Source organism: Streptomyces sp. 2-1 (assembly GCF_048564895.1).
In the GTDB taxonomy this organism is placed as follows: Bacteria; Actinomycetota; Actinomycetes; order Streptomycetales; family Streptomycetaceae; genus Streptomyces; species Streptomyces phaeochromogenes.
In genome coordinates this window covers 5949237-5964988 of record NZ_CP183383.1, presented here as the reverse complement: position 1 = coordinate 5964988, position 15752 = coordinate 5949237, and the positions used below count along the sequence as shown (strand labels likewise).

The 15752-nt window shown below is 71.4% G+C and carries 11 protein-coding genes, 4 tRNA genes and 1 other RNA gene; 10 read left to right on the top strand and 6 right to left on the bottom strand.

Annotated features, from left to right (window positions below; all coding sequences use genetic code 11):
- Positions 1-203 precede the first annotated feature (203 nt).
- From ACN20J_RS26420 to ACN20J_RS26385, 8 genes are all read left to right on the top strand, one after another.
- The gene (locus ACN20J_RS26420; RefSeq protein ID WP_189841644.1) at positions 204-521 is read left to right on the top strand and encodes a histone-like nucleoid-structuring protein Lsr2; all 318 of its coding nucleotides are present in this window, start codon (positions 204-206) and stop codon (positions 519-521) included.
- 145 nt (positions 522-666) lie between these two features.
- A tRNA-Gly gene (locus ACN20J_RS26415) sits at positions 667-738 on the top strand.
- An 81-nt stretch (positions 739-819) separates the two neighbouring features.
- Positions 820-895 (top strand) — tRNA-Gly (locus ACN20J_RS26410).
- 163 nt (positions 896-1058) lie between these two features.
- The gene (locus tag ACN20J_RS26405; protein WP_419666942.1) at positions 1059-2021 is read left to right on the top strand and encodes an ABC transporter ATP-binding protein; all 963 of its coding nucleotides are present in this window, start codon (positions 1059-1061) and stop codon (positions 2019-2021) included.
- On the top strand, positions 2018-2824 hold the full coding sequence (locus ACN20J_RS26400; protein WP_190230884.1) for an ABC transporter permease: 807 nt from the start codon (positions 2018-2020) through the stop codon (positions 2822-2824). Before ACN20J_RS26405 ends, ACN20J_RS26400 begins: the two co-directional genes overlap by 4 nt.
- A gap of 23 nt (positions 2825-2847) precedes the next feature.
- The gene (locus ACN20J_RS26395) at positions 2848-4170 is read left to right on the top strand and encodes a sensor histidine kinase (RefSeq protein WP_419668958.1); all 1323 of its coding nucleotides are present in this window, start codon (positions 2848-2850) and stop codon (positions 4168-4170) included.
- Positions 4167-4787 carry a response regulator transcription factor gene (locus ACN20J_RS26390; RefSeq protein WP_189841641.1) on the top strand — a complete coding sequence of 207 codons (621 nt, stop codon included), beginning with the start codon at positions 4167-4169 and terminating at the stop codon, positions 4785-4787. Before ACN20J_RS26395 ends, ACN20J_RS26390 begins: the two co-directional genes overlap by 4 nt.
- A gap of 23 nt (positions 4788-4810) precedes the next feature.
- Positions 4811-4883 (top strand) — tRNA-Gly (locus tag ACN20J_RS26385).
- Positions 4884-4943: 60 nt separating this feature from the next.
- Here the strand turns inward: ACN20J_RS26385 and ACN20J_RS26380 are convergent.
- The 6 genes from ACN20J_RS26380 to ffs all read right to left on the bottom strand — a co-directional run bounded on the left by ACN20J_RS26380 (position 4944) and on the right by ffs (position 14039).
- Positions 4944-5843 (bottom strand): phosphoribosylaminoimidazolesuccinocarboxamide synthase, encoded by a 900-nt coding sequence (locus ACN20J_RS26380; protein WP_189841640.1) that lies wholly within the window; start codon positions 5841-5843, stop codon positions 4944-4946.
- A 148-nt stretch (positions 5844-5991) separates the two neighbouring features.
- On the bottom strand, positions 5992-7545 hold the full coding sequence (locus ACN20J_RS26375; protein ID WP_419666941.1) for a N,N-dimethylformamidase beta subunit family domain-containing protein: 1554 nt from the start codon (positions 7543-7545) through the stop codon (positions 5992-5994).
- 402 nt (positions 7546-7947) lie between these two features.
- A complete protein-coding gene (locus ACN20J_RS26370) occupies positions 7948-9765 on the bottom strand; it encodes a hypothetical protein (RefSeq protein WP_419668957.1) in 1818 nt (605 codons plus the stop codon).
- Between the two features lie 325 nt (positions 9766-10090).
- Positions 10091-11350, bottom strand: coding sequence for a phosphoribosylamine--glycine ligase (gene purD, locus ACN20J_RS26365; RefSeq protein WP_190230882.1), 1260 nt, complete (start codon positions 11348-11350; stop codon positions 10091-10093).
- Between the two features lie 126 nt (positions 11351-11476).
- A complete protein-coding gene (locus tag ACN20J_RS26360) occupies positions 11477-13789 on the bottom strand; it encodes a DNA polymerase III subunit gamma and tau (protein WP_419666940.1) in 2313 nt (770 codons plus the stop codon).
- 151 nt (positions 13790-13940) lie between these two features.
- Positions 13941-14039, bottom strand: an RNA gene (gene ffs, locus ACN20J_RS26355) — signal recognition particle sRNA small type.
- A gap of 71 nt (positions 14040-14110) precedes the next feature.
- On the opposite strand from ffs, the gene ACN20J_RS26350 reads away from it, so the two are divergent.
- Positions 14111-14198 (top strand) — tRNA-Ser (locus ACN20J_RS26350).
- A gap of 440 nt (positions 14199-14638) precedes the next feature.
- Positions 14639-15742: a M23 family metallopeptidase gene (locus ACN20J_RS26345; RefSeq protein WP_419666939.1), complete on the top strand. Its 1104-nt coding sequence runs from the start codon at positions 14639-14641 to the stop codon at positions 15740-15742.
- Positions 15743-15752 lie beyond the last annotated feature (10 nt).

Genomic DNA, 15752 nt, shown 5'->3' with positions numbered 1-15752 from the left:
CCGGATCAGGACCCGGTCCCCTATTGCCTTGAGACACGCCAAGAGATTTAGTCGAGCTTCACATTGGATTGCCGGGCACTGTACAAAGGAATTGGCAATAACCGATACTTTGCCCAATCGCCCATAAAAACAGCCGGACAGTCGGCATCTCCGCACGTCATCACGTGTCGCTGGAGAGGTGCCGCACGAAGGGACCGATATTCGTGGCGCAGCGTGTCGTAGTCACTCTCTTCGACGACATCGACGGCTCGGAAGCGGCGGAAACGATCGCGTTCGGTCTGGACGGCAAGTCGTACGAGATCGACCTGAATCAAGCCAATGCCAAGAAACTGCGTAAGGCGTTGGAGCCGTACCTGGAGGCCGGGCGCAAGCGGTCCCGGTCCGGCAAGGCGTACCGGCAGACGGCCGTGGCACCCGATCCGGCGGCCGTTCGGGCATGGGCCCAGTCGCACAAGATGGAGGTGCCGGCTCGGGGGCGGATCCCCAAGCGGGTCTATGAGGCGTTCACTGCGGCGCAGTGACCCCGGGGGGAGGCGTGGCTTCCGTGGGCCGGCCGGCGTCGCCATCCGGCCCTGGGAGCAGCCGACTTGCGTAGTACCCCTGCTGATCAGCTAGAGTCTGGAGCACGCCGAGGGGCAAGGCCGAAAGGCCCGGCCCCGGAGTCACGCGGGTGTAGTTCAGTAGTAGAACATCCCCCTTCCAGGGGGAAGGCGCAGTGTGCAATTCCTGTCACCCGCTCTGCACTGCCGGTCTGGTCAGCGTTTTCGATCAGGTAGGCTGGTGCCTGCGCCGATCGGTGAGAGCCGGTCGGAGGCAAATGCGGACGTAGCTCAGTTGGTAGAGCGCAACCTTGCCAAGGTTGAGGTCGCCAGTTCGAACCTGGTCGTCCGCTCCAGCAAGTAAGGCCCCGGTCATCACGATCGGGGCCTTTCTCGTATGCCTGCCTGTGCTCCCCAAGACCGAGGCCGTCCGTATGACCGGAACCGTCTGACATTTGTCATGTGCAGCGGTGACAGCGCGCACTGCTCCCGCCCGTCCGCGGCGGGGAGGCTGGTCTCATGAACACGAACGAGCACGTGATTGAGGTCACGGATCTACGACGTGTGTACGGGGGAGAGTTCGAGGCGGTCCGGGGGGTGTCCTTCTCCGTCGGCCGCGGGGAGCTGTTCGCGCTCCTCGGGACCAACGGCGCGGGCAAGACCTCCACCGTCGAACTGCTCGAAGGGCTCGCACCGCCGTCCGGCGGCCAGGTGCGCGTCCTCGGACACGATCCGTACACCGAACGCGCCAAGGTGCGCCCGCACATCGGCGTCATGCTCCAGGAGGGCGGCTTCTCGTCCGAGCTGACCGTCGGGGAGACCGTACGGATGTGGGCGGGCTGCACGAGCGGGGCCCGGCCCGAGCGCGAGGCGCTGGCGCTGGTCGGCCTGTCGCGGCGGGCCGGCGTACGCGTGAAGCAGCTGTCCGGGGGCGAGAAGCGGCGACTGGACCTGGCGTGCGCGATTCTCGGGCGGCCCGAGGTGCTCTTCCTGGACGAGCCGACGACCGGACTCGACGCCGAAGGGCGCCAGGAGACCTGGGAGTTGGTGCGCGAACTGCGCGAGAACGGCACCACCGTGGTGCTGACCACGCACTACCTGGAAGAGGCGGAAGAGCTCGCCGACCGGCTCGCGATCCTGCACGCCGGGCGCATCGCCGTCACCGGTACCCCGGCCGAGGTGACCGCCTCCCAGCCGTCCCGGATCTCCTTCGAGCTGCCCGCCGGCTACTTCCCCGGCGATCTGCCGCCGCTCGCCTCGCTCGGGATCACCGGCCACGAGCTGGAGGGCCGGATGCTCCGGCTGCATACGCTCGAACTGCAGCGGGCCGCCACCGAGCTCCTCGTGTGGGCACAGCGGGCAGGGGTCGAGCTGCGGGGGCTCGACATCCGGTCGGGGTCGCTGGAGGAGGCGTTCCTGCGGATAGCCCGTGAGGCGTCGCAGACGTCGGAGATGACAGCGGAGAAGGAGCACGTGGCATGAGCGCGGAGACTGTGACCAAGGCCGCACAGGCCGGTACGACCGCGACCGCCGCCCGGCGGATGACGGCTCTCGCACGGGCCGAACTGACGCTGCTCGGACGCAGCAAGGCCACGTTCTTCGCGGCCCTGTTCGTGCCGCTGATCATGCCGCTCAGCCTTCGCACGGCGGTCGAGGACATGGACCTGAAGGAGGCCGGGCTGTCGGTCGGCTCGGTCATCCTGCCTTCCGCCATCGGCTTCTCCCTGCTCTTCGCCGTCTACAGCGCGCTGGTGAGCGTCTACGCCGCCCGGCGTGAGGAGCTGGTGCTCAAGCGGCTGCGCACCGGGGAGCTGCGGGACGTGGAGATCCTGGCCGGAGCCGCGCTGCCGTCGGTCCTGATCGGGCTCGTGCAGTGCGTGGTCCTGACGATCGCGTGCGCGGCACTCCTGGACGTGGGAGCGCCCGAGGCACCGCACCTCGCCGTCCTCGGCCTGCTGCTGGGACTCGTCATGTGGCCCGCCATCGCGGCCGTCGTCGCGAGCTTCAGCAGGAGCCTGGAGGGCGCCCAGGTCGCGGCGATGCCGTTGCTGCTCGTGTCCATGATGGGCTCCGGCACCTTCATACCGTTCGAGCTCATGCCCGACCGGATCGCGGCCGTCTGCGAACTGCTGCCGCTCTCCCCGGTGATCACGCTCATACGCGGTGGCTGGACCGGAGACCTCGGCGGGTACGAGGCCCTGGGCGCCATCGCCACCGCGGTGGCCTGGCTCGTACTCTCGGTGTTTGCTGTACAGCGGTGGTTCCGGTGGGAGCCACGGCACTGAACGGCGACGAGGCGGGAGCGGGTATGCGCGGGCCGGGGGCCTGGTGGCACGGGAAGACCACGCCGGCGAAGGTCGAGACGTACACCCGGTGGTCCTTCTACAGCTTCGCGCTGGTCGAGGTGAGCGTGGTCGGGCTGCCGGTCTTCGGAGAGGTGGGGATGCCACTCGCCCTCTGGATGTTCCTGCCGCTGTGCGGGCACGCCCTGCTGGGGTTGGTGACCTCGTCACGGGCGCTCGACTGGACGTGCGGCCGCCGTGAGCAGCCCGTGCGGCTGATAGCGGCGCTCGCCGTCCTCACCGCGCTGCTCGGGATCGGGGCACTCGCACTCACCGTGCACGGGCCGGGCGGCGACGAGATCGACAGCACCATGGGCGTGTTCTTCATCGTGGTGGTGCCCTACGGACTCGGCCTCATGACGCTCGGGCTGTCCCGACAGCACGTCCTGGCACTTCTGGGCGGCTTCACCGCGGGTACCGGGGCCGCGGCGTTCCTGGTCGGGATGCCCACCTACAGCGCACTGGCCACGATGGCCGGGGTACTGCTGATCGGCGGGTTCATCTGCCTCGCCTCCCTCTTCTCGGTGTGGCTGCTGAAAGCCGTGCTCGAACTCGACGCGGCCCGCGAGACCCGTACCCGTCTCGCCGTCGCCGAGGAGCGGCTGCGCTTCGGGCGGGACCTGCACGACGTGATGGGCCGCAACCTCGCGGTGATCGCCCTGAAGAGCGAGCTGGCCGTCCAGCTCGCCCGGCGCGAACGGCCCGAGGCCGTGGAGCAGATGATCGAGGTGCAGCGGATCGCCCGCGAGTCGCAGAAGGAGGTCCGCGAGGTCGTACGCGGCTACCGCGAGGTCGACCTCGGCGTCGAACTCCTGGGCGCGCAGGGCGTGCTGACCGCCGCCGGAGTCGAGTGCACGGTGACCGGGTCCGCGTCGGAACTGCCCTCTGCGGTCCAGTCGGCGCTCGGCTGGGTCGTACGGGAGGCGACCACGAACGTGCTGCGGCACGGGGACGCCGGGCACTGCCGGGTCTCCCTGCGGGTGAAGGGGACCCGCGTGGTCCTGACCGTGGAGAACGACGGGGTGGAGAAGGACACGGTGCCGAGTACGCCCACCAGCAAGGGGTCCGGCCTCGCCGGGCTGCGGGAGCGGTTGTCGGCGGTGGACGGGACGCTGGAGGCGGGTCCGGTCGACGGTGACCTGTTCCGGGTGGTGGCCGAGGTTCCGCTGCCGGCGGCGCCCACCTCCTCGTCGTCCGCGTCAGGGCCGCCGTCCACGCCACCACCACCACCGCCGTCCTCTTCCCCGTCTCCCGCCCCGCGCACAGTGAACGAAGAGGTCGCCCCATGACGCCCGTACGCCCCATCCGGCTGCTGCTCGCCGACGACGAGCACCTCATCCGGGGGGCGCTCGCCGCGCTGCTCGGGCTCGAGGAGGACCTGCTCGTGGTGGCGGAGGCGGCCAGCGGGCCCGAGGCGCTGGCGATGGCCAGGGCCCACGAACCCGACGTGGCGGTACTGGATCTCCAGATGCCCGGGGCGGACGGTGTGAGGGTGGCCACATCGCTGCGGACCGAACTGCCCGCGTGCCGGGTGCTGATCGTGACCAGTCACGGGCGGCCGGGGCATCTGAAGCGGGCGCTTGCGGCGGGTGTGCGCGGGTTCGTCCCGAAGACCGTCAGCGCGCAACGGCTCGCGGAGATCATCCGTACCGTCCATGCCGGAAACCGTTACGTCGACCCGGAGTTGGCCGCCGACGCGATCTCCTCCGGGGACTCGCCGCTGACCGCGCGCGAGGCGGAGGTGCTGGAACTGGCCGGCGACGGGGCGCCCGTCGCGGAGATCGCCGAGCGGGCCGCGCTGTCGCAGGGGACCGTACGGAACTATCTGTCGTCGGCCGTCTCCAAGCTCGGGGTGGAGAACCGGCACTCGGCGGTGCGTCTCGCGCGGGAGCGAGGTTGGGTATAGTTGCTCTCGCGCCACGGCGCAACGCGGACGTAGCTCAGTTGGTAGAGCGCAACCTTGCCAAGGTTGAGGTCGCCAGTTCGAACCTGGTCGTCCGCTCAGCAGGAAGAAGCCCCCGGTCATCGCGACCGGGGGCTTCTTCGTGCTGACCGAGGGCGCTCAGCTCCAGGTGGTGCCCGTGAGGCGCTCGTACGCCTCCACGTACTTGGCGCGGGTCGCGTCCACGACCTGCTGGGGCAGGGCGGGCGGCGGCTGCTCGCTCTTGCGGTCCCAGCCGGACTCGGCGGAGGTCAGCCAGTCGCGCACGAACTGCTTGTCGAACGAGGGCTGCGCGCGGCCCGGCTCCCACTGGTCCGCGGGCCAGAAGCGGGAGGAGTCCGGGGTGAGCACCTCGTCGGCGACGACGAGCGTCTCTCCGTCGAAGCCGAACTCGAACTTCGTGTCCGCGAGGAGGATCCCGCGCTCGCGCGCGATGTCACGGCCGCGGCCGTAGACGGCGAGCGTCGCCTGGCGCAGCTGGGCCGCGGTCTCCGCGCCGACCTGGCGGGCGACCTCCTCGTACGAGACGTTCTCGTCGTGCTCGCCGACGGCGGCCTTGGTGGCCGGGGTGAAGATCGGGGCGGGCAGCTCCGAGCCGTCGCTCAGGCCCTCGGGGAGGGCGAGACCGCAGACGGTACGGGTCTGGTTGTACTCGACGAGACCCGAGCCGGTGAGGTAGCCGCGGGCCACGCACTCGACCGGGGCCATCCGCAGCGACTTGCAGACCAGGGTGCGGCCCGCCCAGTCGGCCGGGGCGCCGGGCGGGAGTTCGGTGCCGATGACGTGGTTCGGCATCAGGTCGCCGATCTGGTCGAACCACCACAGCGAGAGCTGCGTCAGGACGCTGCCCTTGTCGGGGATCTCCGTGGGCAGCACCCAGTCGAACGCGGAGATGCGGTCGCTGGCGACCATCACGAGGTCGCCCGCCTCGTTCTGGTACAGGTCGCGCACCTTGCCGGTGTGCAGATGCACCAGACCCGGCACCTCGACGGGCTCGGGCTTTTCTACGAATCCGGACACGGTTCCTCCCCGTCGTTCTGGCCAACTGGGTCGATTCTCCCGTACGGGAGGAACCGGTCCTGCCAGGGGTCGAGTGTGAGGGGCTTCCGCGAGCTCTCCACGGGTTCAGTTCTGAAGGTTTTCCACAGGGTCGACAGGGTCAACGGGCTCAGTCGCGTTTGCAGATGCGGTCCAGGAGGTTGGCCGTGGCGCGCTGGACCCGGGTGTCGATGTGGCCCGGGCGGTCCAGGGCCGGGGACCAGGCGAAGGTGCCGGCCGCGAAGACGAGGGCGCCGGAGGGGGCGCGGTAGAGGGAGGTCTCCTGGTGGCGGATGGCTCCCTCGGTGTCCCGGTACGGGGAGTGGGAGAGGAGGATGCGGCCCTGGTGCTCGGGGAGCGTGATGCGCGGGAAGTAGCGGTCGGCCTCGCCGGCGACCATGCCTTCCAGCTCGTCGCCCTCGTGGGCGCCGGTCGCCTCCCACAGCCAGTGGTCGGCGTTGCGGACGACCAGGGGGTGCGCCTCGGGGACCCGGCCCGCGTACTGGACGCCCAGGAGTTCCTGCTCGGGGCGGTCGACCTCACGCCACAGGACGGGTTTGCCGGGGCCGCGGCGTTTTCGGCAGGTCAGCAGGCGGTCGGGGACACCGGACGGGGACGGGCCCAGCTCCGCCTGCCAGTACATGGTGTTGGCGGAGAGGAAGACGAGGGACGTGCCGTGCTCGCGGGCGACCTCCACGGTGCGGCGCATGGTCGTCGACCAGTACTCGTCGTGGCCCGGGAAGACCAGGCCCCGGTAGCGGGTGGGGTCGACGCGGCCGGCGTGCAGGTCGCGGGCGTCGGCGTAGGCGAGGTCGTAGCCGTAGCGCTCGGCCCAGCGGATGAAGTCGTAGGCGTGACCGACGTGGAGGGGGAGGCCCGCGCCCGCGTACGGGCGGTCGAACGACACCGTCGTGGCGGCTTCGGCCTCGCCGAGCAGCCGGCCGTGCTCGTCCCACGCGTGGTAGAGGCTCGCGCCGGTGTGGCCGTCCTCCGGATAGAGGTTGTACGCCTGCCAGGTGATGTCCGGGAGGAGGAGCAGCAGGTCGGCGGGGTGGTTGTCGCGGACCGTGAACGGGATGTGGGAGCGGTAGCCGTCGTCGGTGGTCAGCACGGCCACGTACGCGCCGATGCTCCAGTAGGTCGGGATCTGCAGCCGCCAGGAGAGCCACCAGTGGTGGCAGGAGACCGTACGGTCCGCGGTGAGCGGGGCCGGCTGGACGATGCCGGGGAGGCGGGGGCTGGTGGTGATCTTGCTGGCGCCGTCGCCGCCGTAGTGGCCGATGCGGTAGATGTCCACGCTGAACTGCTGCGGCGGGTCGACCGTGATGTGGAAGTCGATGGCCTCGCCGGGGGCGGCGGCGCCGGTGGAGGCGAAGCCCTTGATCTGCCGGTGGACGTCGTCCGCCGTGCGGGGGCCGCCGGCGGTCTGGCGGGGAGTGGGGACGCGTGGGCCGGTGGTTCCGCGGTGGTTGCTGCGGCTGCGGTTTCGGTCGCCGTCGCCGTCGCCGGGTGATGCCGTGCCGGGGGGTGGGGCCTGGTCCACGTACCAGGGGACGACGTGCCCCGTGTCGTCGAAGTAGTTCTCACTGCCGCGGAGCCAGGGGACGGGGCCCTGTCCGAAGGGATCCGTGACGGCGTGCGCCATCGCTCCCGACTCCCACCGGCGAATCTGCTCCGACCCCATACCGCGTTCCCTCCCTCGTGCCCCCGTCAGCCCCTGTCGGCCTGTGCAGGCCCTTGCCTTGTCAATGAGCGGTCCCAGCACATCACATTACGCACGCACACCGTCACCGTTCGTTGCGAATTGCCTCCGGCGGTTGGCGAGGGGGCAGGGGGTCAGGGGGAGTGGGTGCGGGTGGGGCAGGAGGTCAGGGGGAGTGGGGTGCGGGTGGGGCTGGAGTGGGGGTGGGTGGTGTGTGCGGGTGAGTGGGGGCTGGGCGCGCAGTTCCCCGCGCCCCTGAGGTCTTTCAGCCCGTCCGGCGTTTGAGGACGAGGCCGTTCAGGCCGATGCGGGGGCCTGGGGGCGGCAGCCCCCGGAAAGGGACGGGAATGGGTAGGGGCGGCGGGGGCGGAAAACGGGTTGAGGTCAGACCAGGCGGACCGGTTTCTCGGGGCGTATGCCCAGGTGGAGGAGCCAGGTGCGGAGGGGGGCGGGGTCGCCCTCCTCGATGAGGCTCAGGACTCGGGGGCCGAGGTCCACGGACCGCTCGCCGTTGATGAGCAACGACGGCCCGTCGAGCCAGTCGAGCCCCGGAGCGGCCCCGGCCGTGTCCATCGCCGCACAGCACACCATCGCGGTGACATGGTCGGCGAGCAACTCCCGCCCCGTCCGAGGCGGTTGCAGAGGAAAGAGCGGCAACGACCCGTCGTCCCACAGGGGCATGTCCGGACCGACCTGCCCGGCGGCCCCGGAGGGAGCGGAGGCGGCCGACACCGCGGCCTCCTCCCGCGCCACCTCCGCACTCAGCCCCGCCGCGAGCGCCGAACTCCGCTCGTTCTCCGGCCCACCGTCCTCGTCCTCGTCCTCGTACGCCGCGGTCTCGGGCCGCTCCACGACCACCGGATCCCCAAGCTCCCCAAGGCCCCCGGACTCCCGCGACTCCCCCGGCTCCCGGTCACTCAGGTGATCCATGACCCGGGCCAGCGTCGGCCCCTCCGGATCCGAGGCGCCGGCCCCGGCCCCGGAGGACCGGCTCACGCCGAGCGCATCCAGCACCCGATGCAATCGCGCCGCGTCCGTACGCCACTTCCGGTCCACGACCTCGTCCGGATACTCGTCCCAGTCGACCGGCGCCCAGTCGGGCCCGGTCTCGGCCGGTCCGCCGTGGAAGAGGCGCGCGGCCAGCAGGGACGCCGCCTCGTCGATCGCGCCAGGCTCCTCCAGCAGGTCGCAGGCGGGCCGCTCGCCGAGCCGGGAGGCGAACCCCTCGGCGAGACGGTCGCGCCGCGAGAGCTCGGTGAGGGCCGCGACCACGCCCGCGTCGAGCCGGGACGGCCAGCGCCCCATCCGCCAGGCGGGCAGCGCGACCCGCGTCAGCAGTCGGTCCCAGCCCGCGTACGCCAGCCCCACCTGCTCCTGGGCGACGATCCGCAGACCGTAATCCACAGCCTGTGCACGCTCCGCCGCCGCTGCGGCGACGCCCCGCTCCATCTCGGCGGCATGCCCGCGGCAGCTCCGCAGCAGCAGCCGCACCACCCAGCCGACCCCGCCGAGCACCGTCCGGGACAGGGGTCCGCGGGGCTCCGAGGTCACGGCCACCGCCGCGTCCAGCCCCCGGACGAAACGCCGGGCCGCGGCTATGTCGGGGTGCGCCGACGGTCCCGTACCGGCGACGACCGGTGCGAGGACGGCGCGCAGTTCGCCGACCCGCATCCACCACAGGAAGGGCGAGCCGATGACGAGGACGGGCGCGGCCGGCGGACGGCGGTGGGCCGACGGGAGGCCCCGGACCGCCGGTACGCCCTCGATCTCGTCGCGGGCCTCCGGCCGGGGCGTGCCGTGGGCCCGGTGGGTGCGGTCCTCCAGCCAGCTGTCGCAGTCCGGGGTGAGCGCTATCGCGGAGGGCGCGGGCACTTCGAGGCGGTCGGCCAGGTCGCGCACCATGCGGTAGAGATCGGGCGCCGACTCCTCGGCGATGGTGACCGTGGGGCTCACGGCGGGCCGGGAACGGGCCACGACCAGCGCGATGCCCGCCGCGGCGAGGAGAACGAACAGGGCGAACCCCGACACGATCCAGCGCGTGACCGCCCAGCCGGGGCCGTCGATGTGGCCCGTCGACCCGCCGACGAGCAGCACGACGGCGACGGCCGCGGGCAGCAGGGCGACGGCCAGCGCCCGGCTGCGGACCCGCAGCACGGCGAGAGCCCGTGAGCGCGCGGCCTGCGCGCCCACCTCCACACCCATACCGGACACGACCGGTGTCACCCCCTACTGCCCGCCCGGCGCGTGCATACCCAGCCACTGCCGGCGGACGTCCATGGCGTTGCTCACTCCCCCACTGTGGCACCCACGACCGACATCGCAATGCCGGTGGGCCAAGTGCCGGAACGCTTGCGCCGCACCCTAGTTGGGGCCCCGGCCCTCGTCAGCCGGATGGAGCATCGGTCACCCGATGGAATGGCTTTGGGCAGAGGTGGCTGACGAAAGGGCCCCGGATCCTGTGCAGGATCCGGGGCCCGGGATCGTTCTTCGATACGCGTTGACGCAGGTGAAGTGGCGTAACTGTCGGTTACGCCTCGGTCGCCCCCGCCACCTTCGCCGCGATGTCCGTACGGTGCTGGCCGCCGTCGAGGTGGATTCGGTTGACCGCTTCGTACGCGCGTGCGCGCGCCTGGGTGAGGTCCTTGCCGCTGGCCGTGACGGAGAGCACCCGGCCGCCCGCGCTCACGATGGCGTCACCGTCGCGCCTGGTGCCCGCGTGCAGGACGTACGCGTGCGGGGCGTCCTGTGCCGCCACCTCGTCGAGGCCCTCGATGGGGTCGCCGGTGCGCGGGGTGTCCGGGTAGTTGTGCGAGGCGATGACCACGGTGACGGCCGCGTCGTCGCTCCAGCGGAGGGGTTCGAGGTCGACCAGGGTGCCGTCCGCCGCCGCGAGGAGGATGCCGGAGAGAGGGGTCTTCAGGCGGGCGAGGACGACCTGGGTCTCGGGGTCGCCGAAGCGGGCGTTGAACTCGATGACCCGCACGCCGCGCGAGGTGATCGCGAGACCGGCGTAGAGGAGCCCGGAGAAGGGGGTGCCGCGGCGGCGCATCTCGTCGACGGTCGGCTGCAGAACGGTCTGCATGACCTCCTCGACCAGCTTCGGGTCGGCCCACGGGAGGGGCGAGTACGCGCCCATGCCGCCGGTGTTCGGACCCTCGTCGCCGTCGAGCGCGCGCTTGAAGTCCTGCGCGGGCTGCAGCGGGACGACCGTCACGCCGTCCGTGATCGCGAACAGCGAGACCTCGGGGCCGTCGAGGAACTCCTCGATGACCACACGGTCGCAGGCGTTGGCGTGTTCGCGGGCCTTGTCGAGGTCGGCGGTCACGACGACGCCCTTGCCGGCCGCGAGACCGTCGTCCTTCACGACGTACGGGGCTCCGAAGGCGTCGAGCGCCTCCTCGACCTCGTCGGGGTTCGTGCAGACGTACGAGCGGGCCGTGGGTACGCCCGCGCCCGCCATCACGTCCTTGGCGAAGGCCTTGGAGCCCTCCAGCTCGGCGGCCTCCTTGGAGGGGCCGAACACCGGGATGCCCGCCTCGCGCACGGCGTCGGCGACCCCGGCGACGAGGGGCGCCTCCGGGCCGACGACCACCAGCTCGGCGCCGAGCTCGGTGGCCAGCGCGGCCACGGCCTTGCCGTCGAGGGCGTCGACCTGGTGCAGCTCGGCCACCTCGGCGATACCCGCGTTGCCTGGGGCACAGTGCAGCGCGGTGACGTCGGGGTCGAGGGAGAGAGAACGGCACAGGGCGTGTTCGCGGGCACCGCCGCCGATAACTAGGACCTTCACGGGGGTCAGACTAGCTGTCGTGTTTCGGGGGCGGGTCGGCGTGGGTTGGGCGGGCTTGCCCGGTCGTTCCACTCGCGACCCCTCGCGATCACTCACTACTGGTCGGTACTGCTCATTACCTCCCTACTACTCGTTCGAGAACTCCTCCACCACCGTCGCTCCCAGCTCTCTCACGATCAGTTCGTGGCCCGACAGGGCGGACTCGTCGAGGTCCGGATCGTCGTCCTCCGGGGTGTCGTCCTCGGGGGAGATGGGGGGCGGCTCCGGAGCAGGGGGGCGGGGAGCGGGCGCAGGACTGGATGCGGGCGCCGATTGGGACTGGGACTGAGGTGCCGAGGAGGCAGGCCGGGGAGCCGGAGCCGGCTGCTGCTGCTGCGGGGCAGGGCGCGGCGCCGACGGAGCCGGAGCACCCCCTGTCCCGTAACCCCCGCCGTAACCCGACCCGGGGCCGGGCGCGGGCGGCGGTGCCGAACCACCGGACGGGTCGACGACCGCGTCGACCTTCCAGTGCACGTTGAACAGCTCGGTCAGCGCCTGCTTCAGCACCTCTTCGCTGCCGCTGCTCGCGAAGTTGTCCCGAGCGCCCGCGTTGACGAAACCGATCTGGAGGGTCGTGCCGTCGAAGCCGGTCACCTGCGCGTTCTGGCTGAGCAGGATCCAGGTGAAGCGGCGACGGTTCTTCACCGCCTCCAGGATGTTCGGCCACAGCATGCGGGGGTCGGGGCCACCACTGGGCGGAGGGGAGGCGTACGCGGCCGCCGGAGCCGGGGCTTGAGCCTGGGACTGGGGCTGGGCGACCTGGGCCGCGGGCGGACCGGGTGCCGCGGCCGGTGGCTGTCCCCCGCCCGCGGGTGTGGCGGTCGGCCATCCCCCAGGTCGCCTGCCACTGCCCGCGGCGGTCGCGGCGGGCCAGGCGCCGGCCGCGGGGGCGGAGGGGGGAGCCTGAGCGGGCGCCTGTTCCGGAGTGGGTGTGGGCACGGCGGGGGCGGGGGCCGGCGTGGGGACCTGGGCCGAGATGGGGGCTTGGGGCGCCCCCGGACCCGTATCGCCACCAGGAGCCGTATCTCCGCCGGGGCCCCCCGCTCCCCGTACCGCAGCGCGAGCCGCGGCGGGCCCGCCGCCCGGCGGGACGGAGGGACCGGGAGGAGCGGAAGGAGAAGCGGGAGGAGCGGAAGCGGCCATGCCGCCCCCCGGCCCCCCGGTCGGCATCCCGGCATGCGCGTCGGGCCCAGGCACGTACCCCATCGCGGGCGCTCCGGCAGCCGCCGCCCCCGTGAAGTTCACCCCGCGTTCGATCCGGTCGAGCCGGGCCATGAGGGACCGCTCGTCGCCGTAGGCCGCGGGCAGGAGCACGCGCGCGCAGATCAGTTCGAGCTGGAGGCGGGGGGAGGTGGCCCCGCGCATCTCCGTCAGCCCTTCGTTGACGAGGTCGGCGGCCCGGCTGAGCTCGGCGGCGCCGAACACTCCGGCCTGGGCCGTCATCCGCTCGACGACGTCGGTGGGGGCGTCGATGAGCCCCTTCTCCCCGGCGTCGGGCACGGCCGCGAGGATGACGAGATCGCGCAACCGCTCCAGCAGATCGGCGACGAACCGCCGAGGATCGTTTCCGCCCTCGATGATCCGGTCGACGACCTCGAAAGCGGCGGCGCCGTCCCCCGCGGCGAAGGCCTCGACCACGGAATCGAGCAGCGACCCGTCCGTATAACCGAGCAGCGAGGTGGCCATGGCATACGTGACGCCGTCGTCCCCGGCACCGGCCAGCAGCTGGTCCATGACGGACATGGAGTCACGCACGGACCCGGCGCCGGCGCGCACGACCAGCGGAAGCACCCCGTCCTCGACGGGACTGCCCTCGCGCCCGCACACCTCGCCCAGGTACTCCCGCAGGGTCCCGGGCGGCACGAGCCGGAACGGATAGTGATGCGTACGCGACCGGATGGTCCCGATGACCTTCTCGGGCTCGGTGGTCGCGAAGATGAACTTGAGGTGCTCGGGCGGCTCTTCGACGACCTTCAGCAGCGCGTTGAACCCGGCCGACGTGACCATGTGGGCCTCGTCGATGATGTAGATCTTGTACCGGCTGCTCGCCGGCCCGAAGAACGCCTTCTCGCGCAGGTCACGGGCATCGTCCACGCCACCGTGCGAGGCGGCGTCGATCTCGATGACGTCGATGGAACCCGGCCCGTTCCTCGCGAGGTCCCGGCAGGACTGGCACTCCCCGCAGGGTGTCGGTGTGGGCCCCTGCTCGCAGTTCAGACACCGCGCCAGGATCCGCGCACTGGTCGTCTTCCCGCACCCACGCGGCCCGCTGAACAGGTACGCGTGATTGACCCGGTTGTTCCGCAGCGCCTGCTGCAACGGGTCGGTGACATGCTCCTGCCCGATGACCTCGGCGAACGACTCCGGGCGATAACGGCGGTACAGCGCGAGAGACGACACGCGTACGAGGTTATAGGCGCCCACTGACAACGAGCACCGCCCGCCGGACTTCCCCGCTCCGCCCCACCGGCACCGGGCCAGACCCTCGGCTCCACGAGGGCCGCACTCCCAGCTCCACCAGGGCCACACCCTCGGCTCCGCCGGCCCCGCAAACGCAAGCGCCCCCCACGCACCCGCCAGAGCCAACCTACCCTTGCTGCCTTCCGGCCCTGGGGGAGTTCAGTCAGATAGCGCCACGTGAGGGGCTGCGCACACAGTACCCGATCTGAACGGGGGGAACGAGTTCGCGAGCACTCCTCAACGTCTTGTATTGTTTGCGGCGGAGGATTCGCCTAGTGGCCTAGGGCGCACGCTTGGAAAGCGTGTTGGGGGCAACCCCTCACGAGTTCGAATCTCGTATCCTCCGCCAGTGCCTCACCGGGCACGATGTCGAAGGGCCCCACCGTTCGCGGTGGGGCCCTTCGACGGTTCTCGGGCCTCGTTGTCCATCCGTGCAGCGCCTCGAAGCTGCCGTGAGCGGGGACCGCGTGGTCGATGCGGCTGGACGGGTGCAGTTCGGCACCTGGCTCCGGCGCCGTTCGCCCGGAGTGACGCACCGCCGGATTACATGGGCCTGCGCCTCGGTGCGGGGCGTGCCGGCGTCCTTCACGGCCCGGGTCCGACGAACGAAAGAGCGCAATGGCAGAGCGCGACCCTCGCCACCGCACTGGCCGCAGCCCGCTACTTCGCGGGCTCGCCGCTGCCGTGCTCGCGGCCGGCATGCTGATGGTCTCAGCGGGAACCGGTTACGGAACCGGTGCGACCCCTCCGGCGCCCGGCGCACAGTTCACGCCGTTGACAGCGGCAGTGATGACCGAACCGACGCCGTTCGTCGCCACGGACGGCAGGACGCACCTCTCGTACGAACTGCTCACCACGAGCTCACTGCCCAGCAGCACGCCGTTGCGGCTCGACCGTGTCGACGTCCGAGACGCCCGCACGCACCGGGTCGTCGGCTCGCTGAGCGGGCAGGAGCTGGCCGAGGCCGCCAATCCGGTGGGCGACCCCCTGCCGGGTGCGGACGGGTACACCCCGCCGCCACCGGCGCCGACGCCGACCGTCATCCAGGGCTCCCAGAAGTGGATCATCTGGCTCGACCTGACCCTCGACCGCGGTCAGCGGGCGCCCAAGGTCCTCGAACACCATCTCTCGGGTGCCGTCCTGGCCCCCTCCGGCCCCTCCGCTTTCGAGGAGACGGTGCAGGCCACCCGGACCTCCGGCATCCCGCCGTTGAACCTGCGCGCGCCGGTTCGCCCCGGCACCTGGTACTCCAGCGAGTCGTGCTGCGGCAACACCCACCACCGGCGCGGCCTCGGCCCGATCAACGGTCGCTTCTATGTGCCGCAGCGCTTCGCGATCGACTGGTACCGGGTCGGCGGGCAAGGGCAGACCTGGGAAGGCGACCCCGCACGGCTGACCAGCTATCTGAGCTACCGTCAGCCGGTCGTGGCCTCGGCCGGCGGCAGAGTGGTGGAGGTCCAGGACGGCATCGCGGACAACCAGCCGCCCGTCACACCGCCCGTCCCGCCGATCGAGGACACCGTCGGCAACCACGTCACCGTGGAAGTCGCGCCGGGCCGCTATCTGCTCTACGCCCACCTGAAACCCGGCTCGCTCAAAGTCCGGGAGGGCGACCGGGTCGAATCCGGCCAGGTCCTCGGGCTGATCGGCAACAGCGGAAACTCGACCACGCCGCACCTGCACTTCCAGGTGATGACCACAGCCGAGTTCTTCCCGACCGACAGCCCGCCGTTCACCTTCCGGCAGTTCCGCGTCGTCGGACAGGTCGAACCCCGGATCTGGGACGACAACCTGGGCCTGCAGCCGACCGGCGTGCTGCCGATCACGTCCTCGCCGAACGAGGGTCCTCACCGGGCGCGGTATCCGCTCGACCGCGAGGTGCTGGAGTTCTGACCGGACTCCG